Annotated in this window: 18 protein-coding genes; 3 read left to right on the plus strand and 15 right to left on the minus strand. The window is 63.6% G+C overall.

What is annotated here, in order from left to right; all coding sequences use genetic code 11:
* Positions 1–23: 23 nt before the first annotated feature.
* Both BLQ01_RS08020 and BLQ01_RS08025 read left to right on the plus strand, forming a co-directional pair.
* Complete coding sequence (locus BLQ01_RS08020) at positions 24–416, plus strand: DUF1622 domain-containing protein (RefSeq protein WP_026543117.1); 393 nt, start codon at positions 24–26, stop codon at positions 414–416.
* Positions 413–1,465 carry an alpha/beta hydrolase gene (locus tag BLQ01_RS08025; protein WP_091551011.1) on the plus strand — a complete coding sequence of 351 codons (1,053 nt, stop codon included), beginning with the start codon at positions 413–415 and terminating at the stop codon, positions 1,463–1,465. The genes BLQ01_RS08020 and BLQ01_RS08025 overlap by 4 nt, the downstream gene beginning before the upstream one ends.
* 111 nt (positions 1,466–1,576) lie before the next feature.
* Here BLQ01_RS08025 and BLQ01_RS08030 read toward each other — a convergent pair whose 3' ends face one another.
* The 3 genes from BLQ01_RS08030 to BLQ01_RS08040 all read right to left on the minus strand — a co-directional run bounded on the left by BLQ01_RS08030 (position 1,577) and on the right by BLQ01_RS08040 (position 5,328).
* The gene (locus BLQ01_RS08030) at positions 1,577–4,069 is read right to left on the minus strand and encodes a Tex family protein (protein ID WP_091551012.1); all 2,493 of its coding nucleotides are present in this window, start codon (positions 4,067–4,069) and stop codon (positions 1,577–1,579) included.
* Between the two features lie 237 nt (positions 4,070–4,306).
* Positions 4,307–4,741, minus strand: coding sequence for a CBS domain-containing protein (locus BLQ01_RS08035; protein WP_026548053.1), 435 nt, complete (start codon positions 4,739–4,741; stop codon positions 4,307–4,309).
* 92 nt (positions 4,742–4,833) lie between these two features.
* A complete protein-coding gene (locus tag BLQ01_RS08040) occupies positions 4,834–5,328 on the minus strand; it encodes a nucleoside deaminase (protein ID WP_091551014.1) in 495 nt (164 codons plus the stop codon).
* A gap of 98 nt (positions 5,329–5,426) precedes the next feature.
* Between BLQ01_RS08040 and BLQ01_RS08045 the strand changes: the two genes are divergently transcribed.
* Positions 5,427–9,005 (plus strand): TM0106 family RecB-like putative nuclease, encoded by a 3,579-nt coding sequence (locus BLQ01_RS08045; protein WP_091551016.1) that lies wholly within the window; start codon positions 5,427–5,429, stop codon positions 9,003–9,005.
* A gap of 63 nt (positions 9,006–9,068) precedes the next feature.
* On the opposite strand, the gene BLQ01_RS08050 is transcribed toward BLQ01_RS08045, so the two are convergent.
* The 12 genes from BLQ01_RS08050 to BLQ01_RS08105 all read right to left on the minus strand — a co-directional run bounded on the left by BLQ01_RS08050 (position 9,069) and on the right by BLQ01_RS08105 (position 20,585).
* Positions 9,069–9,818, minus strand: coding sequence for a triose-phosphate isomerase family protein (locus BLQ01_RS08050; protein WP_091551170.1), 750 nt, complete (start codon positions 9,816–9,818; stop codon positions 9,069–9,071).
* A gap of 30 nt (positions 9,819–9,848) precedes the next feature.
* The gene (locus tag BLQ01_RS08055; RefSeq protein WP_026543124.1) at positions 9,849–11,198 is read right to left on the minus strand and encodes an MFS transporter; all 1,350 of its coding nucleotides are present in this window, start codon (positions 11,196–11,198) and stop codon (positions 9,849–9,851) included.
* 147 nt (positions 11,199–11,345) lie between these two features.
* A complete protein-coding gene (locus BLQ01_RS08060; RefSeq protein ID WP_091551017.1) occupies positions 11,346–12,110 on the minus strand; it encodes an SDR family NAD(P)-dependent oxidoreductase in 765 nt (254 codons plus the stop codon).
* Positions 12,111–12,131: 21 nt separating this feature from the next.
* Complete coding sequence (locus BLQ01_RS08065) at positions 12,132–13,139, minus strand: 3-hydroxyacyl-CoA dehydrogenase family protein (RefSeq protein ID WP_091551019.1); 1,008 nt, start codon at positions 13,137–13,139, stop codon at positions 12,132–12,134.
* Between the two features lie 2 nt (positions 13,140–13,141).
* Positions 13,142–13,624 (minus strand): ribose-5-phosphate isomerase, encoded by a 483-nt coding sequence (locus tag BLQ01_RS08070; protein ID WP_026543127.1) that lies wholly within the window; start codon positions 13,622–13,624, stop codon positions 13,142–13,144.
* The gene (dhaL, locus tag BLQ01_RS08075; protein ID WP_091551021.1) at positions 13,621–15,369 is read right to left on the minus strand and encodes a dihydroxyacetone kinase subunit DhaL; all 1,749 of its coding nucleotides are present in this window, start codon (positions 15,367–15,369) and stop codon (positions 13,621–13,623) included. The genes BLQ01_RS08070 and dhaL overlap by 4 nt, the downstream gene beginning before the upstream one ends.
* A 4-nt stretch (positions 15,370–15,373) precedes the next feature.
* Positions 15,374–16,375, minus strand: a complete 1,002-nt coding sequence (locus tag BLQ01_RS08080; protein WP_091551172.1) for a sugar phosphate isomerase/epimerase family protein — start codon at positions 16,373–16,375, stop codon at positions 15,374–15,376.
* A gap of 191 nt (positions 16,376–16,566) precedes the next feature.
* Complete coding sequence (locus BLQ01_RS08085) at positions 16,567–17,262, minus strand: GntR family transcriptional regulator (RefSeq protein WP_026543130.1); 696 nt, start codon at positions 17,260–17,262, stop codon at positions 16,567–16,569.
* 162 nt (positions 17,263–17,424) lie between these two features.
* Positions 17,425–18,495, minus strand: a complete 1,071-nt coding sequence (locus BLQ01_RS08090) for an alkene reductase (protein ID WP_026548059.1) — start codon at positions 18,493–18,495, stop codon at positions 17,425–17,427.
* A gap of 91 nt (positions 18,496–18,586) precedes the next feature.
* Positions 18,587–19,261: an SRPBCC family protein gene (locus BLQ01_RS08095; protein ID WP_091551022.1), complete on the minus strand. Its 675-nt coding sequence runs from the start codon at positions 19,259–19,261 to the stop codon at positions 18,587–18,589.
* A 95-nt stretch (positions 19,262–19,356) separates the two neighbouring features.
* Entirely contained in the window at positions 19,357–19,980 is a 624-nt protein-coding gene (locus BLQ01_RS08100) for an SIS domain-containing protein (RefSeq protein ID WP_254779290.1), read from the minus strand.
* A 26-nt stretch (positions 19,981–20,006) separates the two neighbouring features.
* Positions 20,007–20,585, minus strand: coding sequence for a hypothetical protein (locus BLQ01_RS08105; RefSeq protein ID WP_091551024.1), 579 nt, complete (start codon positions 20,583–20,585; stop codon positions 20,007–20,009).
* Between the last annotated feature and the right edge of the window lie 26 nt (positions 20,586–20,611).

Here is a 20,611-nt window from a genome sequence, read left to right on the forward strand (position 1 = left end):
GCACGCAGCTATCGGGGAGGGCCATGGATTTCCAGCACATCATTGAACAAGTTGGCCGGTACATGGACGCGGCCGGGGTGGCGGTCATGGTGATCGGAGCGTTGGTTTCCATCCCGCTCGCGCTGCGCGGGTATCAGCCCAAACGCGCACGCGGCCTCACTCCGTTCACGCCCTACCGCTCGTACCGGCAACTGCTTGGCCGGTCCATCCTCCTGGGCCTGGAGCTTCTGGTGGCGGCCGACATCATCCGTACCGTCGCCGTCACCCCCACTTTTGAAAGCGTCGGAGTGCTGGCAATCATCGTGCTCATCCGGACCTTCCTCAGCTTCTCCCTCGAGCTGGAAATTACGGGCAAATGGCCGTGGCAGAAGGAAAAGGGCCCCGACGCCGGCGAGCCGCTACGATCGACGTCATGACCCAGCCATGGAAACCGGACATTCTTGGCGAAGGTTTTGAACAGCAAACGCTGACCCTCGACGACGGTGCTGTCGCCACCTTGGTGCGCTACCTTGGCACTGACCGGCCTTACCCCGACGCTGAAAGTGTTGGCCTCGACGCCGACGTCCTTTATGTGCACGGCTGGTCCGACTACTTTTTCCAACGCCACGTCGCCGAGTTCTGGCACCGGGCGGGAGCCCGCTTCTACGCCCTGGATCTGCACAACTACGGCCGGAGCCTAAGCCCGGACCTGGTACCGGGCTTTGTCACCAGTCTCTCCGACTATGACGCCGACATCTCAGCCGCCCTGTCCGCCATGGGCCGCACAGGGGCTACCGGGGCTACCGGGGCTACCGGGGCTACCGGGGCTACCGGCGAGGATCGGCCGCTCATTCTGTTGGGGCACTCCACCGGCGGACTCACGCTCAGCCTGTGGGCTGCCCGCCACCCCGGCATGGTTTCAGCACTGATCCTCAACAGTCCCTGGTTGGAATTCCAGGCGACTGAACTCGGCCGGCGTGCCATTGCCCCGTTGGTTGGGCTCCACGCCCGACTCCACCCTTTGGCCCCACTGCCACCAGTAGATCCGGGCATCTACACCCGGGCAGTATCAGCCACCTTGGATGGCGAGTGGGACTACAACCTCGAATGGCGGCCAGACCGGGGCTTCCCGGTTACGCCGGCCTTCCTCGACGCCGTGTTCCGCGGCCAAGCCACCGTTGCCGCCGGTTTGGGCATCGACGCACCAGTCCTGGTATTGCTCTCGGACAAGAGCTACCTGCAGCCCAAGTGGTCCGCCGATGCGCTCACTGCCGACGTTGCCTTGAACGTGGACGCAGTAGCCCACCGGTCGTTGTCCTTGGCGGACACGGTGACTGTGAGCCGGCTGCCCAATGCCTTCCACGACATCTTCCTGTCCCCCGAGCCCATCCGGCGCGAAGCATTCACCCGGATCGGGCGCTGGCTGCCTATGGCTTTGCAACCGGCGGACGCGGTGGGGTGGGACGCCAAGACAGCGGGTTTGTAGCCCACGCGCGCCGGGCAGACCCGGCCTTGTTCGCCCGACCCACCGTGGTGCGTTGCGCGTCAGGCTGTTGTGTGTCGGGCGAACCAAGGCGAGGATTCGACGGCGGTTGGCCTACTTCCCGAGTCCGGCCCGGCGGAGGGCTTCTGCCATGGCAGTGTTCGCGGGTTCCGGGGACTGCTGGGGCCTTCCTTGCCGCGAGCCGCCCTGCCCGCGATCACTCTGTCCCTGCCGCGGCGCCCCCTGACCGGGCTGACCGCCACGCTGGGCGGGCTGACCGGAACGCTGACCAGGCTGACCCCCGCCACGCTGACCCGGCTGTCCCCCGTCGCGCTGGCCACCTGCACGCTCGCCGACACTCTGCCCGCCCGAGGCGCGCCCGCCGGAGCCGCGGCCACCCGCAGAGCCGGGTTCGTCGTCGAGCCTCAAGGTCAGGGAAATACGCTTCCGTTCGGGGTCGGCTTCGAGGACCTTGACCCGGACCACCTGGCCGGACTTCACAATTTCCCGCGGATCCGAGACGAACTTGTTGGACAACGCCGACACGTGGACAAGACCGTCCTGGTGCACCCCGACGTCCACGAAAGCGCCAAACGCTGCCACGTTGGTAACGGTGCCTTCAAGGATCATGCCGGGCTTGAGGTCGGAGATCTTCTCGATGCCCTCAGAGAACGAGGCCGCCTTGAACGCGGGACGCGGATCCCGGCCCGGCTTCTCCAGCTCGGACATGATGTCCTTCACGGTGGGCAGGCCGAATGTGCCGTCCACGAATGCCTGCGGATCAAGCGCCGTGGCCGGTCCGCCTCCGGCTGCGGCCAGGATTTTCCGGGCCACAGAATATGCTTCCGGGTGCACGCTGGAGGCATCCAGTGGCTCGGCACCCCCGGTAATCCGGAGGAAGCCCGCGCACTGCTCGAAAGCTTTGGCTCCAAGCCGGGGTACTTTCTTGAGGTCGCTGCGCTTGGCAAACGGCCCATTCTCGTTCCTGTAAGCCACGATGTTCTCACTCAGAAGCGGTCCAACACCGGCCACACGGCTGAGCAGAGCCGGCGAGGCTGTGTTCACATCCACACCCACAGCGTTGACGCAGTCTTCCACCACGGCATCCAGCGAGCGGTCAAGCTTCGCTGCGGTGACATCGTGCTGGTACTGGCCCACGCCGATAGACTTCGGCTCGATCTTGACCAGCTCCGCCAGGGGATCCTGGAGTCGTCGGGCAATGGATACGGCGCCCCGGAGGGAAACGTCCATGCCTGGCAGTTCGGACGCGGCGAGCGCGGAGGCCGAATACACAGACGCTCCAGCTTCGGACACCACCAGCTTCTGGATTCCCTTGGACCCTGCAGCTTCGAGGGACTTGATGAGTTCGGTAGCCAGCTTGTCAGTTTCGCGGGAGGCTGTTCCGTTGCCGATCGCCACCAATTCCACGTTGTACTGCTTGGCGAGGCGGCCAAGGGTGGCCAGCGCCTCATCCCACTTCCTGGCAGGTGCATGCGGGTAGATGGTGTCCGTGGTGACAACCTTGCCCGTGCCGTCCACCACGGCCACCTTCACGCCGGTCCGGAGTCCGGGGTCGAGCCCGAGGGTGGCGCGGTTCCCGGCAGGCGCGGCAAGGAGGACATCGCGCAGGTTGGCCGCGAACACACGAACAGCTTCATCTTCAGCGTCAGCGAACATACGTCCGCGGAGGTCGGTGGTCAGCCTGTCCAGGATCCGTCCGCGCCAGGCGAGCTGGGCGGTCTGCATCAGCCAGGTATCGGCGGGCCGTCCCTGGTTGGCGACCCCAAGGCACTTGGCCACCGCGTTCTCGTACTTACCGCGGGCGGCGGCCAGGGCGTCGTCGTCGGCTGGGTCCGCCTCAGCGAGGTCCAGTTCAAGGACACCGTCCTTTTCACCACGCAACAGCGCCAGCACCCGGTGCGAAGGCATTCCGGAGGGCACTTGCGTGAACTCGAAGTAGTCCTTGAACTTCTGGCCCTCAGCCTCCATGCCCTTCTTCACTCGCGACACCATGCGTCCTTGCTTCCAAAGGCGTTCGCGCAGGTCCTCGGCGAGGTCGGCGTCCTGCCCCACCCGCTCCACCAGGATGGCGCGGGCCCCGGCGAGCGCGGCGCCAGCGTCCTCGATTGAGTGCTCGGCGTTCAGGTACTTCACGGCCTCGGCATTGGGGTCCAGTTGCGGGTTGGCGAGCAGGACGTCCGCCAGCGGCTCCAGCCCGGCTTCGCGGGCGATCTGGGCCTTGGTTCGCCGCTTGGATTTGAAGGGGAGGTAAATGTCTTCCAGCCGCGCCTTGGTGTCGGCCCCGACGACGGCGGCTTCCAGTTCCGGTGTCAGCTTGCCTTGCGCCGCAATCGCCTCGAGCACGGACTTTCGCCGTTCCTCGAGCTCACGCAGGTATCTGAGCCGTTCCTCGAGGTCGCGGAGCTGGGTGTCATCGAGCGTCCCAGTGACTTCCTTGCGGTAGCGGGCGATGAAGGGGACGGTGGATCCGGCGTCGAGCAGTTCCACTGCGGCTTTGACTTGCCACGCCTTGACGCCGAGTTCTTCGGCGATCTGGGCGTGGATGGCTGAGTCGGCTGACTGGTGTTGGAGATTTGAAGTCACCATGACAGTTTGCCTCACCTGGCCGACAGTTTCCGAAGGCAGGTACTCGGCGGCCCTATCCGGGCTGTGGTCTTAGTGCTGTAGTTGTATCAGGCGGGACCGCGGACAGGCTGCGATGACAGCGAAATCCGTGTGCCCAGAGTCGGGCCGCGAGGCGTACCTTCCGGGGATGCCTCGCGGCGGCTGGTGTGGGACGGCGGCCGGACTTGTCGGTTAGGCCAGCCGCACCGGTTCAACTGGTCAGTGGGCCATGTGCTCCTTGGCGGAAATGTGCTCCACCATTTCGCCGAGGCGCTGTTCGGCGTAGTGGTTGCGGGCAATATCGCCTTGGCTGATGATGCCAACCAGTTTGTGATCACTGATGACTGGCAGGCGACGCACCTGGTGCTCTTCCATCATGGTGACGGCCTCATCAACGTTGGCATCCGCGTCCACCCAGTAGGGCTTGCCTGTGGCCAGTTCGCTGGCACGCACTTCGCGTGCGTCCTTACCTTCTGCCAAACACTTGACCACAATGTCGCGGTCGGTGATGAAGCCGGTGAGCTTGCCGTCGTGGCCGCAGATGGGAAGTGAACCGCAGTCCATATCCCTCATCAGCCGCGCGGCTTCCTGAAGAGTCTTGTCCTCTTCGATGCACTGGGCGTTGGTTGTCATGAATTCGCGTACGGCACTCATGGGTCCTCCTTCATCGATTGGGATTATCGACGCGCGGGGCCTCTCGGCACCGACGCCGATGATGCCAGCCTACGCTCGGAGGGTGAGCGTGGCTAGGCGAATTTGTGGCGTTCCAAGGGGCCGCTTTCCGGCTGCTGTTCGGCGATGTCTTCAGCCCACAATTCGGGGTGTTCCTCCTGGAAAGTGCGCATCATATCCACGCACCGGGGATCGTTCAGGACCACCACCTCCACGCCACGTGAGCGCAAGAGGTCGAACTCGCCCGGGAAGGTTTCGGCCTCGCCAACCACCACCCTCGGGATTTTGAACTGGATGATGGTTCCGGTGCACATCGCGCACGGTGCCAAGGTGGTGTAAAGAGTGGTGTCGAGGTACGTCTTCTGGCGTCCTGCCGCCCTGAGCGCAGACATCTCCCCGTGCGCAATCGGGTCGCCGTGCTGGACCCGTTCGTTGTGGCCGCTGGCCACCACCTCGCCGTTGCGGGCCAAAGCGGCTCCAATGGGGATGCCGCCCTCACTGAGGCTCTTTTGCGCCGCTTGGTAGGCGGCTTCGAAGGCAGGGTCAAAGGCCTGGGCTGTTTCAGTCATGGGTGCAGTCTAAAGTGACTGCGCACTAAATTGTCGGTGCCCGCTGATAGCTTGGCTGCAAGGGTTTGTTGACGGCATGGAGAGGTAGGTGGGTCGCGGTGTTCTTCCTCGATCCTGAGATAGCGGGCGCTCCGCAGGACCTGGTGTTCTCGGCCAGCGACCTCGTTATCGCTGCAACCTGCGAGTACCAGCTGCTGCGCAAACTTGACGAAAAGCTCGGCTGTTCCCCCAAACCGGACTTCGCCGCTGATGCCATGCTGGAACGTACTGCCGCCCTTGGCGATGTCCATGAGCATCGGGTCCTGGACGGGTTCGTGGAAGAGTTCGGGCATTGGGATGCGGCCACCGGGAAGGGCGTTTACGACGTCGTTCCCGCCTCTGCGATGGACCGCGCCACCCTTTCGGCCAAGCACGCGGAATCCATCGACGCCCTGCGGTCCGGCGCGGACGTGGTGTTCCAAGCCGCCTTCTTCGACGGCCAGTTCCATGGGCGGTCCGATTTCCTGGTGAAGCAGCCCGGTGGGCTCTATGCGGTGTTCGATACCAAGCTCGCCCGCCACGCGAAGGTCACAGCCCTCCTGCAGCTCGCAGCATACGGGGACCAACTCCTGAACGCGGGCATCACTCCGGACCCCACTGTCACCCTGGTGCTGGGCAACGGAGTCCACAGCGACCATCCGTTGTCCCGCATCCTTCCTGTCTTCAAGGAACGCCGCGAACGTTTCCTCACCATGACCGGAGCGCACGTGAGGGCAAGCGGGCCGGTGGAGTGGGGCGATCCCCGGTATTCCGCCTGTGGCCGCTGTGATTACTGCGCTGAACAGGTGGAAATTCACCGGGACCTCCTCATGGTGGCCGGCATGCGGATCAGCCGCCGCAAAAAGCTCATCGAATCCGGCGTCACCACCATTGATGAGCTGGCTGCCCTTCCAGCGGTTGGTGACTCCACCCTGCTCAGGCTCCGTGGGCAAGCCCAGTTGCAGACTGGCACGGGCACCCCCGATGGCACCGTCCACTACTCGGACAAGAACGGGGAAGCCAAGGCCATCAGTTACAACGTCTTGCCGGAGAACACCCTTGACCGGCTGCCGGCCCCGGACCCCGGCGACATCTTCTTCGACTTCGAGGGCGATCCCCTCTGGCAGGATCCCGCTACCGGGAAGTGGGGGCTGGAGTACCTTTTCGGAGTCATCGAGAATCCTGTGGAACCTGGTGCCCGGCCCGTGTTCCGGCCCTTCTGGGCGCACTCACGTGCTGAGGAGGGCGCGGCATTTGTCGACTTCCTCGACTACGTCTCCCAGCGCCGTGCCGAGTACCCCGGTATGCACATCTATCACTATGCCGCCTACGAAAAGACCGCCCTGCGCAACCTTTCCCTGACGCATGTGGTGGGTGAAACCGCCGTCGACGACCTCCTGCGCCAAGGGGTCCTGGTGGACCTCTACGACACCGTCCGGCACAGTATCCGGGTCTCCGCGAATTCGTACAGCATCAAGAAACTCGAGCCCCTGTACATGGGGCAACACCTGCGCTCGGGCGACGTGACCGACGCCGGAGCTTCCGTAGTTGCCTACGCGGACTACTGCACGGCCCGGGACAACGGAAACGCCGGGGAAGCAGCAGCCATCCTCGAAGGCATCCGGGATTACAACGAATACGACTGTCTCTCCACCCTGGAACTTCGGAACTGGCTGCTTGCCCGTGCTGCAGAGCGCTCCATCGTTCCCGGCCATGCTGTGGCCGAGGCTGGAAAACAGGACGCCGAGCCCGAAAAATACGAGGCTCCGCCCGAAGAGAAAGCCCTGTTCGACTACGTCGCCGGGCTGCCCGTGGAAGAACAGTCATCATCGGATTCACGGGCCATCGGCATCGTCGCCGCCGGAGTGGGGTACCACCGCCGGGAAGACAAACAGCATTGGTGGGGACACTTCGACAGGTTGGAAAAGCCAACCTCACAGTGGCCCGATGAACGCGACCTCTTCATAGTGGATCACGCCGAGGTGCTCCAGGACTGGGCCAAACCCACTCCCCGCAGCAACCCCGCCCGGCGAGTGAAACTGCTCGGCCGGTCCGGAGACGGCGCTGGATTGGACGCCGGCAAGAAGTACTTCAGGATGTACCAGTCTCCCCTGCCGGATGCTCTGGCTTCGAAGGAATCCTCGGTGCTCGGCCGTGCAGGGTGGGGAGGAACCGAGGTCATCGAGGTAGGGGAAGACGACGATTTCGAGTCAGTCACCATAGTCGAGAAGCTGCGAAACGACTCCACGGAATTTGGCCAAACTCCCATGGCCCTGACGCCCGACAGCCCGATTCAGACCACTGGACAAAGGACCGCATTGGCTGCCTTGGCCACTAAGCTCCGCGCCTCGCTGCCTTCCTGGCCCAAGGATCCTGCCTTGGACCTTGTCCGTCGGAAACCGCCCAGGCTGGGCACCCTCACCGCACTGCCGTTGGTTCCCTCCGGGCCCGATGGCTACGTTGAGGCCATCACAGCAGCGGTCAAAGACCTGGATCACTCTTACCTTGCCGTTCAGGGTCCTCCAGGCAGCGGCAAAACCCACGTGGGCGCCCACGTACTGGCCCGGCTGGTGGCCGCCGGGTGGAAGGTCGGAGTGGTGGCGCAGTCCCACGCCGTGGTGGAGAACATGCTCTGCGCAGCCGTTGAGAAAGCAGGTCTCGATCCCCGGTTGGTGGCCAAGGACGTCAAGCACAATGAGCCCGTGCCCTGGACCAATTGTGCCAAGGGAGATGTGGAGGAGCTCTTGTCCAGGCCCGGCGGTGCCCTGATCGGAGGCACTGCGTGGACCATGGTTGGCAAGGAAGTGCCCCCCGGATGCCTCGACCTCCTGGTCATAGATGAAGCAGGACAGTTCTCCCTGGCCAACACCATGGCTGTCAGCCGGGCCGCGCAGCGCCTGCTGTTGCTCGGGGATCCCCAGCAGCTTCCGCAAGTCACCCAAGGCAAGCACCCGGAGCCCGTTGATGAATCGGCCCTGGGTTGGTTATCCGATGGCCACAACACGTTGCCGTCCCACTTGGGCTACTTCCTGGCGTTGTCATGGCGCCTGCATCCTGAGTTGTGCAGCGCAGTCTCTGAGTTGTCCTACGACAACCGACTGGAGGCTGCCCCCGTCGCCGCCCTGCGGGAACTGGAAGGGGCCGCCCCCGGGATTTCCTGCGTCTACGTCCAGCACAGTGCCAACTCGACGGCCTCTCCTGAGGAAGCTGCTGAGGTTGTCCGGCAAGTGCATGCCCATCTGGGCCTGAAATGGCTGGACCCTTCAGACTCTCCGGAACGCCGTCCCCTGGAGGAAACGGACATTCTGGTGGTCGCGGCCTATAACGCCCAGGTCCAGCTGATCAAGCATGCCCTTCGCAGCGCCGGACTCGGGAAAGTACGGGTGGGTACCGTGGACAAGTTCCAGGGCCAGGAAGCGCCCGTGGTCATCGTCTCCATGGCCGCCTCCGCAGCCGAAGAGGTCCCCCGCGGCATGGAGTTCCTGCTCTCACGCAACCGGATCAACGTGGCAGTCTCCCGCGGGCAGTGGCGTGCCGTCGTCGTACGTTCGCCCGAACTGACCAACTACCTGCCCACGCATCCGGAAGGACTGGAGAACCTCGGCGGTTTCGTGGCCCTCTGCCAGCGATCTCTTCTAAAGAGCCGATCCGCCAGCTGACAACGGCAGTCCAACCGACAGCCCACAGCCCACAGCCCACAGCCCACAGCCCACAGCCAGTATTCAGCTGAGGGCGAGGGCCTCGTCCAGCACCCGGCCGAAGTTGGCGGGATCGTGGGCGAAGCGGCCGAGGAAAAGCCCGGATACACCGTCCAATTGCGGCAGGAGGCCGGGTTTCGCCGAGCCACCATAAATGATGGGCAGTGTTGCCAACCCGTGGGGAGCCAAGGCGGCCCTCAGTGCGCCGACCACCTCGGAGACGTACTGCGCAGAGGCAGGCTCGGGTGCGCCGATCGCCCACACCGGTTCGTAGGCGACGACCATCCCGGAGGCAACGGACCAGTCGCCGGACACTGCCGCCTTCAGCTGCCGGAATACAGTTTCTGCCGCTGCTTCCGGGCCGGTCAGCTCCGTCTCCCCTACGCACAGCAAAGGCTTCAGGCCGGACTCGACGGCGGCACTGACCTTGAGCGCGATCATCGCGTCGTCTTCGGCAAAGTGGCGTCGCCGCTCCGCATGCCCGATTTCCACAAAGCCCACGCCCAGCTCCGCGAGCATGGAGGGTGACACCTCGCCGGTCCACGGGCCATCAGACCAGCCGCAGTTCTGGGCACCCAGGACCAGTGGTGTTCCCGTGATCAAACGCGCTGCCTCAGGTAGCACCGGGAACGACGGGATCACCAACGGGACCACCCGCCCGGCCGCGAGGGCCGGACGGGCGTCCACTTCGACTATCAGCTCTTCCAACCACCGCAGGCTGTGTGCGTAGCCCATGTACATCTTGGTGCTGACGCCAACGAACACTGTGTCCATGGGTGTGTCGGTAACAGCCAGGTTCACGATCTACTTCCCCAGGAGCTCGTCGGCTTTGTTGCTGAAGCGCTTGGTGCCGAACATGAGCAGCGCCGCAACGAACGGCAGGACACCCAGCGCGTAGACACCCATGGTTCCTGTATCCGAAGCCGTGACCTGGTTAACAGTGGTGCGCAGGATTGGGGCCACGAATCCGCCCAGGTTTCCGAGCGAGTTGATCAGCCCAATACCGGCAGCCGCGGCAGTTCCGGTGAGGAACGCCGTCGGGTATGACCAGCAAATGGGACCGGCGGAAAGGAAGCTGCACACCGCCAGGGTGATGAAGATGATGCCCAGGGCGGGCATCTGGTTGGCGCCTGCCCACGCGGATCCGAAAATGCACAGTCCAGTGGAGATGAACAGCGCCGTGCCCCAACGGCGGCGGCGCTCCACGGTGTTGGCTGCCTTACCGATGAAGTAGCAGGCGAAAATTCCGAAGAACCACGGGATGGCGGCAAGGAGCCCGACGGCGAAGCCCACCTTTTGGCCGGTCAGTTGCGCCACCTGCTGGGGCAGGTAGAACGTCACGCCATAGACTGCCACCTGCAGGCAGAAGTAGATGACCGTGAAGTACCAGACGCGGCCGTTTCGCATGGAAGCAAGGACGCCCCGGGGGCCGGTTTCTTCCTTGACAGTGTCCTCAAGTGCCATGACATCGGACAGTGCCCGCTTCTCTTCCTTGGTCAGGAACTTGGCGTCCTGTGGGCTGTTGATGAGGAAGAAGTACGCGGCGACACCGGCCAGGACGGCCAGCATGCCCTCGACGAAGAACATGACCTGCCACCCTGCGACGCCAGGAACCTGATCGCCGATGTTGATCAGCCAACCGGACAGGGGTGCGCCCATCATCTGGGAGAACGGCTGCGCAAGGTAGAAGATGGCGAACATCTTCACGCGCACCTTGTTGGGGAACCATGCGGCCAGGAACATGATGACGCCTGGGAAGAGCCCGGCCTCCGTGACACCCAAAAGAAACCGGAGAATGATGAAGGACGTCTCGCCCTGCACAAACGCGAAGCACGCCGAGACGATGCCCCAGGTAATGGCGATACGGGCAAGCCACACCTTGGCCCCAAATTTGGTGAGCAGCAGGTTGCTCGGAATCTCGAACAGTGCGTAACCGATGAAGAAAATACCGGCTCCCAGCGCGTAGGCGCCGGCAGTAATACCCTTATCAACTTCCAGGGCCGCTTCGGCAAAGCCAACGTTGGTGCGGTCAAGGAAGGCCACCACGTACAGGATGACCAGCATTGGCATGAGCCGCCGCGACGCCTTGGAGATCGCCGATTTCAAGACCGGCGTATCCAGCAACTCCTTCGTGGAATTGGTGGCAACAGACATTGAAACTCCTCTTTGAGTGACAGGAAAGTGATTAATGCAGCGCAATCAGCGCGGGAAGAAAATGAGCACCATGCCCACTGCGCAGGCAAGGACGCCCACGGCAAGGTAGATCTTGCGCTCTCTGGTCCAGGTCTTCATGCCAGGGACCTAGTGCATGTACAGTCCGCCGTCCACATTCAGCGTTTGGCCGGAGATGTATCCGGAGTCCTCGCTGATGAGGAAGGCGATGGCGGCGGCGATGTCCCTGGTGGAGCCCACACGGTTGACCACAAGGTCCTTGGTCAGCTCGTCCTTGCGTTCCTGGCTGAGCGTTCCACCCATGATGTCGGTGTCGATGGGTCCCGGGGAGATGGCGTTGACGGTGATGTCGTATTCGCCGAGCTCACGAGCCGTAGCGCGGGTCAGTCCGATAACACCGGCCTTGGCTACGGAGTAGGGGGTCTTGGAGAACGTGCCGCCGCCGCGCTGGGCCGAGACGGAGGAAATGTTCACGATCCGGCCGATCCGGTTCTTCACCATGGACTCGGCCACACGGCGGGTGGCGTAGTGGACACCGTTGAGGTTGATGTTCAAAACCCTGTCCCACTCGGCGGGTTCGAGATCCAGGTACCCAACCGGCGAGCTGACGCCGGCAACGTTGGCCAAAGCGACGATCTGCGGCAATTCCGCTTCCAGTTCGTCAATGGCTGCCCGGACTTCGGCTTCGCTGGCAACGTTCGCGCCAACACCGTGGGCCTGCACACCGTACTCTGCGGCGATTTCCTTCGCGGCAATCTTGCAGGCGGCGTCATCCAGATCGATGATGCCGATGTTCCAGCCCTGTGCGGCCAGGTAGTTGACGGTAGCCCGGCCAATGCCGCGCTCGGAAACGGCTCCTGTGACAATTGCTGTGCGTTCTGCGGGGAAAGTCATCTGTGCTTCTCCTCTAAAGAGTTAGTTGATGGGGGCCGGGCCGAGCTCTTCAATGAGCTTCTGCATGGCGACGTAGGCCTTGTTGCGGTAGGCGATGAGTTCGGGAGTGCGTTCTGCAGGCACGTTGAGGAACCCGGCGCCGGTCTTGGTGCCGAGCTTGCCTGCCTCCACAAGGTCCGAGAGGATCTTCGGGGTCGCGAAGCGTTCCGGGAACCCGGTCTGCAGTGACTTGTAGCAGAAGTTGTACACGTCCAAACCGGCCATATCCGCAATGGCGAACGGGCCAAAGAAGGGCAGGCGGAAGCCGAACGTCGTACGTACCAGGGTGTCGACGTCGTCCGCGGTTGCGATTCCCTGCTCGACAAGCTGCGCTGCCTCGTGGAACAGCGCGTACTGCAGGCGGTTGAGCACGAAACCGGTGACATCCTTGACCACCGCGGTCTGCTTGCCGGCAGCGTGAACCAGCTCCCGGGACGCCGCAACCGTCGCGGCTGAGGTTCCGGCGTGGGGGATGACCTCGACGCCGGGAATGAACGGCGACGGGTTGGAGAAGTGCACGCCCAGGAACCGTTCCGGATGGGTGACGGCTTCGGCGAGGGAAGCGATGGAAATCGTGGACGTGTTGGAACCGATCAGCGCCTCCGGACGGGCCGCTGCGCTGATGCGGGCCAGGGTCTGGTGCTTGATTTCCAGCACCTCGGGAACGCACTCCTCGATGAAATCGGCGTCGGCCACGGCTTCTTCGATGTCCTTGGCGGCCCACAGGTTCTGCTTGAGGATTTCTGTGGACCCTGCGGGGAAGAGGCCGTCGGCGATGAACTGGTCCGACTCCACCAGCAAGCGGTCGTAGTTCTTCTGGGCGATCTCGGCAGAAACATCGGCCAGGGCAACGCGCGCCCCACCCAGCGCCAGCACCTGGGCGATGCCGCCGCCCATGTAGCCGGAGCCGACGACGGCGATCTTCCGGGCCGCGCCGGGCACCGTGGATTCAGTTGTTTCAGGAGCTTCAGTTGCTTCAGGGGTGGTCATGATCAGACTGCCTTCGTGTAGTCGGGCTCGTAGGAGCAGATTGCGTCCACCTTTGCGGCGGAGGATGAGGTGTGGTCGAAGTGGTGGCCGAGCCATTCCCCGACGAGCTTCTTAGCCAGTTCCAAGCCAATCACCCGCTGGCCGAGGGTGAGGACCTGTGCATTGTTGCTCAGCACGGACCGTTCCACCGAGTAGCTGTCGTGGGCGGTGACGGCGCGGATCCCGGGGACCTTGTTGGCCGCGATGGCCACCCCTAGACCGGTGCCGCAAATCAGCAACGCCCGGTCTGCTTCGCCTTCAGCGACCTTCCGGGCAGCGTCGACGGCCACGTGAGGGTAGGCGGTGGAATCGTTGAAGCCCACACCCACGTCCGTCACCGATGCCACCCGGGGATCTGCCTCCAGCAAGGCAACGAGTGCCTGCTTGTACTCGACGCCGGCCTCATCGTTGCCGACGACGATCCGCCAGCCTGGGTTGTTGCTCATGCTTGTGCTCCGTTTCCGGCCGCTGGGGAGGCGGCGGCCAGTTGTGAATCGACGAATTGCGAGATCCTGGCAGTGATCAGCCCAAAGGACACTGCACCGGGATCGGGATGGCCAATGCTTTTCTCGGCAAGGGGACGCGCCCGGCCCTTGAGGGGCCGGAGTTCGGCTGTCTTCGCGGCAGCGGACTCCGCTGCTGCGGCAGCGACGGCCAACGCCCTGTCAACGGGAGCTCCGCCGTCGAGCTCTGCCAGGAACGTGTCCCGGAATGGCAGGAGGGCGTCCACCATGGTCTTGTCCCCGGGATCGGCTTTGCCGAGTTCGGTAATGGCGCGGACGAAGGCCTTGACGGCAGCGGCCGCGTCGGCGGAGCTGTACGTTTCACGGTTGCCGAGGGAGATTCCTGCGGCAATCACGGCCGAACCCCAGAGGGCTCCGGATGTCCCGCCGGCCCGTTCGCTCCATGCTTCCCCGGCTGCGGTCAGGACGGCCGCTACCGAGGATTCACCTGCGGCCTCGCTGGCCGCGGCTGCTGCGTCAACGCCACGCCGCATGCCAATGCCGTGGTCCCCGTCGCCGGCGATCGCGTCCAGCTTCCCGAGTTCCTCTTCATGCTCGACGACGACGTCGCGCACCTGGGCGAGGATCGCCACGGCCTGCCGCCCGAGTTCAGCGGCTGCCGGGGTGGGCTGTTCGACGTCGGCGGTTTCGGCGTCCTCGAGTGCTGTCTCGGCGCGGGGTGCGCGCGGCGCCATGCTGCCCTTGCGGACAGCGGGAGTGTCAGCCGGCGCAGCCCAGTACTGCTCGAGTTCCTCGTCCAGCCACAGCAGGGTCAGCGACAGTCCGGACATGTCCAAGCTGGTCACGAGCTCCCCGCACTCGGGCTCCACTACGGTAAGGCCCGCGTTCGTCAGGAGCTTTTCGATCTTGCCGAACAACAGGAACAGTTCGTCGTACTTCACCGTGCCAAGGCCATTGACGATCGCCACCACACGATCCCCTGCGTCCTCCGGCTTGTCCTCGAGAAGCTTCGAGACCAGGAGTTCGGCAAGCTCGGAAGCTGTGGGCATGGGGTGCTCGGAGATGCCAGGCTCACCGTGGATGCCCAGGCCCAGGGACATCTGCCCCGCAGGTACATGGAAAAGCGAATCTTTGGCACCGGGAAGCGTGCAACCGTCAAAAGCCACGCCCAGGGACCGCGTCCGGTAGTTGGTCTTGATGGCCAAACGCTCGACGTCGTCAAGGTCCAGTCCCGCTTCTGCTGCGGCTCCGGCAATCTTGAAGACTGTCAGGTCGCCGGCGATCCCCCGGCGCTTCTCGAGTTGCTCGATCGGCGCACTGGCGATGTCGTCGGTGACGGTGACCGTCCGGGTTTCGATGCCCTCGGCATTGAGCCGGAGCTGTGCTTGCCCGAAGTGCAGGACGTCACCGGCGTAGTTGCCGTAGCTGAGCAGGACTCCCCCGCCGGCGTTCGCGGCTTTGGCTACGCGGTACACCTGGCCGGCGGCCGGGGAGGCGAACATGTTGCCGCACGCAGAACCGGTGGCGAGGCCTGGGCCGACCAGTCCGGCGAACGCGGGGTAGTGTCCGGAGCCACCGCCCACCACCAGGGCGACCTGGCCGCCGGGGACTTCAGTGGACCGCACCACGCCGCCGTCGACGCGGGCAACATAGCCGCGGTTCGCTGCAACGAAGCCGTCCAGCGCGTCATCGGCGAAGTCTGCGGGATTGTCGAAAATCCTGGTCATCGTCCTAGACTCCTGCGAGCTCGGTAGCCGGTACCTGGCGACCTTGTGCTACCTGGCTCTTGCCGAGCTCGTAGCCTTCGGTCTTCGGGAGAACATGCCTGCGGAGGTATTCCTGGTTGCTGGCGGTCACGCTCAGACCATCTCCGCCGTAGTGCTCCGTGCAAAGGATGCCCTGGAAGCCCACGGAAAGTGCCAGCTTGAAGGCCTCACGGTAGTTGATGAGTCCGCTTTCCATCGGCGCGGGCATGGTGATGTAGCTGTCGCGGGCAACGTCTTCGTCGCGGATGTAGTTCTTCATGTGCCAGTAGTTGGAGTACGGCAGGGTCTTCGCCACCATCTCGCGCCAGTCCTCGATAGGGCGGTGAAGGCGGATCAGGTTGCCCAGGTCCGGGTTCAGGCCTACGTTGTCCAGTCCGATGTCCTGGACCAGCTGGACCGAGGAGTCCGCGGTTCCGAGGTAGGTGTCCTCGTACATTTCCAGCGAGACCAGGATGCCGGCCTCTGCTGCATGCTTGCCGAGTTCACGAATTCGGGAGACTGCGTTGCCCCAGGCTTCCTTGTCCCCCACCGGGTCCTTATAGCCTTCCACTGTCCAGAACCACAGCTGCTTTTGCTGCTCGGGAGTGATGGCCTGGTGCAGCCCGAAGGACACTACTTCGCAACCAAGCTCCGCCGCGGCGTCGATGGTGCGGTGGCTGTAGGCAAGGTTGTCCGCCCAGTCGGTGGCGTGGATGACGCTGCGTCGAATGGCGGAGATGACGGGGACGCCGATGCCCACTTGGTCAGCTGTCTGCTTGAACTCGGCCAGGCGTTCCTTGCTCAGGTCGCCCGGCCGGACCCAGCTGTCAGTGAGGTCCGCGTTGACGAACCCGGCTTCCTTCACTTCCTGCAGGACGGATGCCCAAACCGAAGAGTCGGCGTCGTTGATGTGCTGTCCCGCGGCATCTGTGCCGGGGAACTGCAGGAGGGCCGCGGTGATGGGCCAATTCTCGGCGGTGTACGCCATGATGATCACTCCTTCGTGGAATCCTGTTTCCTATAGGATTTACGAACGAGGCAAGGCTGTCAACCCTTTTCGGAAACTTCCTAGATCCTATATGTCATACAAATATGTGTGAAGGGGGTCACTGGGAGGTGTTTTCGGTGGTGGAGAGGGATCGAGCGGGTGCGCCCGTGCGGAAGCGGCAGCGCCCCGGTTCAGTCTTCCGGCGCGTCAGCCATGGCCCTGCCACGGACCTTTTCGACGTGGTCGATCATCATTTCAGCGGCCTTGTCCGGATCGCCGCTGGTCATGGCGTCGAGCACGGCCTGGTGTTCGGAAATAGCTTGCTCGGCGTCAGTGATGCCCACTCCCCCAAACAACCTGAAGCGTTGGATCTGCCCGCCCAAGGTGTTGTACGCCGCGAGGAGGAACTGGTTGTTCGCCTGGGCGGCGATGAGCTGGTGGAACCGCTCATCGGCTTCCAGATAACTGCGGTACTCGGCGAATGTCCCGCCCCGGGGGGCGGTCTTCAGATCCTCGACAGCCTGCCTGAGGGCATCCAACCCCTCCGGTGTCATACGGGAACACGCGAGCTTGGCATTCACGGGTTCAATGGAAAGCCGGGCTTCCATGAGCTCAGCGAAATCTTCGCGGGTGAATACGGGCGCCACCCTATAGCCCTTCAACGCCACCCGCCGCACCATGCCGGTGTGCTCCAGACGGGCCAACGCTTCGCGCACCGGCGTAGGCGAAACCTCAAGCTCGCGCGCCATCCCGTCGATGCTCACTGCCGCACCAGGCTCAAGCCGTCCATCCATGAGCCACTCAAGGAGTGCTTCGTAGACGTGGTCGGCCAACACTTGGCGGCTAACGGGGAAGCCGGCGCGGGCAGCCGGGGAAGGAACAGACATGCCACAAATCCTATAGGAACTCAGGGTTCCCGCAGGGGAAGCGTATCCGTCACATTCTGTGCGGGCAGCCACGCCTCGGGCTCCAGGAAGTTAAACCACGACGTCGGCACTCGCGTGAGTGCCGACGTCGTGGTTCAACCTTGGGTTGGTGTGCTGGAGTGGTTAGTTGGCGTAGAACGGGTAGTCCGTGTAGCCCTCAGCGCCGTCAGCGTAGAACGTGGAGGCGTCCGGCTCGTTGAGCGGCAGGCTTTCACGCCAGCGGCGGGCGAGGTCCGGGTTGGCAATGGCGGGACGGCCAACTACAACCGCGTCGGCAAGCCCGTTGTCGATGATGGCGAAAGCCTCTTCGCGGGTGGTGATCTCACCGAAACCGGTGTTCACAAGGAACGTTCCGTTGAATCGTTCGCGAAGGTCCTGGACCAGGCCGCTCTTGGGGTCATGGTGCAGGATGCTGAGGTAAGCAAGGTTCAGTGGCGCAATGGTGTCCACCAATACCTGGTATGTTGCGCGGACGTCGGCGGGGTCGGTTTCTGCGATCCCCTGCACGTTGTGTTCGGGTGAAATGCGGATGCCCACGCGGTTGGCGCCGAGCGCCTCCACCACGGCGTTTACCGTCTCAATGACGAAGCGCGCCCGGTTCTCCGGGGAGCCGCCGTAGCTGTCCGTGCGGATGTTGGAGTTGGGGGCAAGGAACTCGTGAAGCAGGTAACCATTGGCGGAGTGGAGCTCCACGCCGTCGAATCCTGCCTCGATGGCGTTCTTTGAGGCTGTGACGATCTCCTGAATGACTCCCGGCAGCTCATCGGTGCCCAGTTCGCGGGGCACCGGGTAAGGCTGCTTGCCGTTGGGGGTGCGGACGTCCCCGTCGATGGCGACGGCGCTGGGGCCAACGATCTCGTGACCGCTGGTGATGTCGGCGTGGGAAACACGGCCTCCGTGCATGACCTGGGCGAAGATGCGTCCACCCTCAGCGTGAACTGCGTCGGTGACGGCCTTCCAGCCTGCGATCTGTTCTTCGGTGACAAGCCCGGGCTGCCCCGGGTAGGACTGGCCGGCCTGGACAGGGTAGGTTCCTTCGCTGACGATCAGCCCCAAGGAAGCCCGCTGGCGGTAATGCTCGGCGATCAACGGACCCGGGACACCATTCTGCCCTGCGCGCAGACGCGTCAGGGGTGCCATGACAAGTCGGTTGGAGAGTTCGAGCTCGCCGAGGGCCAGAGGGGAAAACAGCATGCGCAGTTCCTTTCAGAATGAATCAGGTTCATAGTGCGCAACTGCATGGCGTCTGCAACTATTCCGAAAGAGTTGCAGGTCACAGGATGTGCTACTCGAGTGCGCCCTCCAGCTTCCTTTGCTCCAGCAGCACCCAAAGGCCTTCCAAGTATGAATCGCCGAATCTCTGCATGGCCTGCTGATCTGCCATGAGGAAATCGGGAGTCTCAACGATCGACTCGAGAGTAAGGCTGCAGCCCCTGGCGGTCGGCTCCAGGCGGTACACCGTTTTTGTGGAGGCCCCATCCTCATCCGGAGGGAAGATCGACTGCGTCACGGCGAGCCGCTCGGGCACTTCCTCAATAATCTCCAGCATGGAAATACCGCCATTCCGGCCGAAAAAACATTGTCGTTCGCGCGGCCCGTCGGGGATGGCCGGAACGGTGAAGGCGTATGCGACGTTGCTTCCATCCACGATCGCAGCTTCCGCGGGCCGGATGGTTGACCAAACGACGGCTGGAGAAAAATCGTAGTCGGCGGTGCTCGTTGTGGCGGTGGTCCTGACACCGGGCATTTTGGCAGCTTTTGGAGGTTGGACCTTGACCCTGGCAGTGCGACTAATGATCACCCCATAGAGGAACGTCAACAACAACCCGCCCACCACAATGATGAGGACCAAGGCGCCGCGAGGGTCACTCTTCTGTAGCAAAGATGCCCCTTGGATGCTCAACGTCACAAGGCCAGTGAGTGCCAAAACAGCGAAGTAGGCAATAACGGTGTTCTTCACGGGAACACCATGCCACGCACTTCAGTGATTCGAGGAAGCCACGCGCGTAGCCAGCGGCAGCCGTTCGGCCACCTGAGCGACGCCGCCCCGCCGGTCTACTCTTGGCCGGCGGCCTTCATGGCGTCATCAAAGCACTCGCACAACGCCAGAACAGCCACCAGGTGCGCTTCCTCAGCGTGGGCGGGGTCCGTGTTGACACAGATCGCCTCGTTGACGGACTGCGCAAGGTCCCTTGAGTCCCTGCCGGTCAGCGCCCACACCCGGGCGCCCTTTGATTTGGCGGCAGCAGCCGCAGCGCGAAGATCGTCCGTGATCCCCTTTGCCGCGAGCAGGACTACGATGTCGCCGTCACTGACCTGTTGGGAGACTTGGTCGCTGATGCTCCCGGCCCCGTCAGCCTCCGCATTGGCGTTCCTGGAGAAAGAGATGGCTTTGAAAGTGCCGCCGTCGCCGGGGTCGTGGGCTGAGAGTTCAGAAGCGAAGCGCTGGGCTTCGTGCGCAGATCCGTCGCTGCCGGCTGCGAACACACTGCCTCCCCGGCGTCGGACCCGAGCCAACTCCTCACCCCATTCGGCCAGCCGGGAAGATTCCCTGCGCAGCGCTGCTACAGCTGGGCCGATCTCCCCCAGGTGCCCCAGAACCACATCCACTGCGTGCCTGCTCGCCTTCGACTCTGCAGAACGCACCGCCTGACCTGTCCGCCTCACCACGATGCTCACTTCCTGCCTCCCTTCCTCAACTGAAACTATGAATTCCGGTCGCCCTCGCGCGTTGATCCCTCAGGGGGCAAATTTTCACGGCCGCTGCGGTCCCGGGTCAGACGCTCGCCCTCGTTGACCGACGCTTCGTTGCTCCGGTCCCGGTCACGGTCACGGTCGCCAACACCGTCCCGCTCGCCAACATGGTCGCGGTCACCAACATGGTCGCGGTCACCAACACGGTCGCGGTCACCAACACGGTCACCGTCCCGCTCACCAACACCGTCCCGCTCGCTCCGAACATTCGGGTCGAGTTTGTCGGCGTGACGAAGGTGCTCTTCCACCCGGTCGTGTGCTTCGCCGGCCTTCTGGGCGTGACGCTCCGCGTCCTTGCGGAGCCGGTTGGCTTCGACTTCCGCCTGGAGCGCAGCGGCCTCTGCCTGTGCCGATTCGGCCTTGGCCTGGTGGGCTCCGATGGCTTCTTCGGCTGCCTTCTCACGCAGTTCGGCTGCCCGATGCCGGTTGGCTTCGGCCTTCTTGCGGCGTCCAATGACTACCGCGACGATCACCACAGCAATAACAACCACGGCCAACACGATGATGAGAACCACTTGTCCTGTGTCCATCTGCACTACCTCCTGGTGGGCGGCTT

The sequence above is a fragment of the Arthrobacter sp. UNCCL28 genome, from assembly GCF_900102805.1.
GTDB classification, from domain to species: Bacteria; Actinomycetota; Actinomycetes; order Actinomycetales; family Micrococcaceae; genus Arthrobacter; species Arthrobacter nicotinovorans_A.

Bases quoted from the DNA above. Each gene is read 5' to 3' on its own strand.
- BLQ01_RS08020 (WP_026543117.1), top strand. From the start codon at position 24: ATGGATTTCCAGCACATCATTGAACAAGTTGGCCGGTACATGGACGCG.
- BLQ01_RS08025 (WP_091551011.1), top strand. From the start codon at position 413: ATGACCCAGCCATGGAAACCGGACATTCTTGGCGAAGGTTTTGAACAG.
- BLQ01_RS08030 (WP_091551012.1), bottom strand. From the start codon at position 4,069: ATGGTGACTTCAAATCTCCAACACCAGTCAGCCGACTCAGCCATCCAC.
- BLQ01_RS08035 (WP_026548053.1), bottom strand. From the start codon at position 4,741: ATGAGTGCCGTACGCGAATTCATGACAACCAACGCCCAGTGCATCGAA.
- BLQ01_RS08040 (WP_091551014.1), bottom strand. From the start codon at position 5,328: ATGACTGAAACAGCCCAGGCCTTTGACCCTGCCTTCGAAGCCGCCTAC.
- BLQ01_RS08050 (WP_091551170.1), bottom strand. From the start codon at position 9,818: ATGGACACAGTGTTCGTTGGCGTCAGCACCAAGATGTACATGGGCTAC.
- BLQ01_RS08055 (WP_026543124.1), bottom strand. From the start codon at position 11,198: ATGTCTGTTGCCACCAATTCCACGAAGGAGTTGCTGGATACGCCGGTC.
- BLQ01_RS08060 (WP_091551017.1), bottom strand. From the start codon at position 12,110: ATGACTTTCCCCGCAGAACGCACAGCAATTGTCACAGGAGCCGTTTCC.
- BLQ01_RS08065 (WP_091551019.1), bottom strand. From the start codon at position 13,139: ATGACCACCCCTGAAGCAACTGAAGCTCCTGAAACAACTGAATCCACG.
- BLQ01_RS08070 (WP_026543127.1), bottom strand. From the start codon at position 13,624: ATGAGCAACAACCCAGGCTGGCGGATCGTCGTCGGCAACGATGAGGCC.
- dhaL (WP_091551021.1), bottom strand. From the start codon at position 15,369: ATGACCAGGATTTTCGACAATCCCGCAGACTTCGCCGATGACGCGCTG.
- BLQ01_RS08080 (WP_091551172.1), bottom strand. From the start codon at position 16,375: ATGGCGTACACCGCCGAGAATTGGCCCATCACCGCGGCCCTCCTGCAG.
- BLQ01_RS08085 (WP_026543130.1), bottom strand. From the start codon at position 17,262: ATGTCTGTTCCTTCCCCGGCTGCCCGCGCCGGCTTCCCCGTTAGCCGC.
- BLQ01_RS08090 (WP_026548059.1), bottom strand. From the start codon at position 18,495: ATGCTGTTTTCCCCTCTGGCCCTCGGCGAGCTCGAACTCTCCAACCGA.
- BLQ01_RS08105 (WP_091551024.1), bottom strand. From the start codon at position 20,585: ATGGACACAGGACAAGTGGTTCTCATCATCGTGTTGGCCGTGGTTGTT.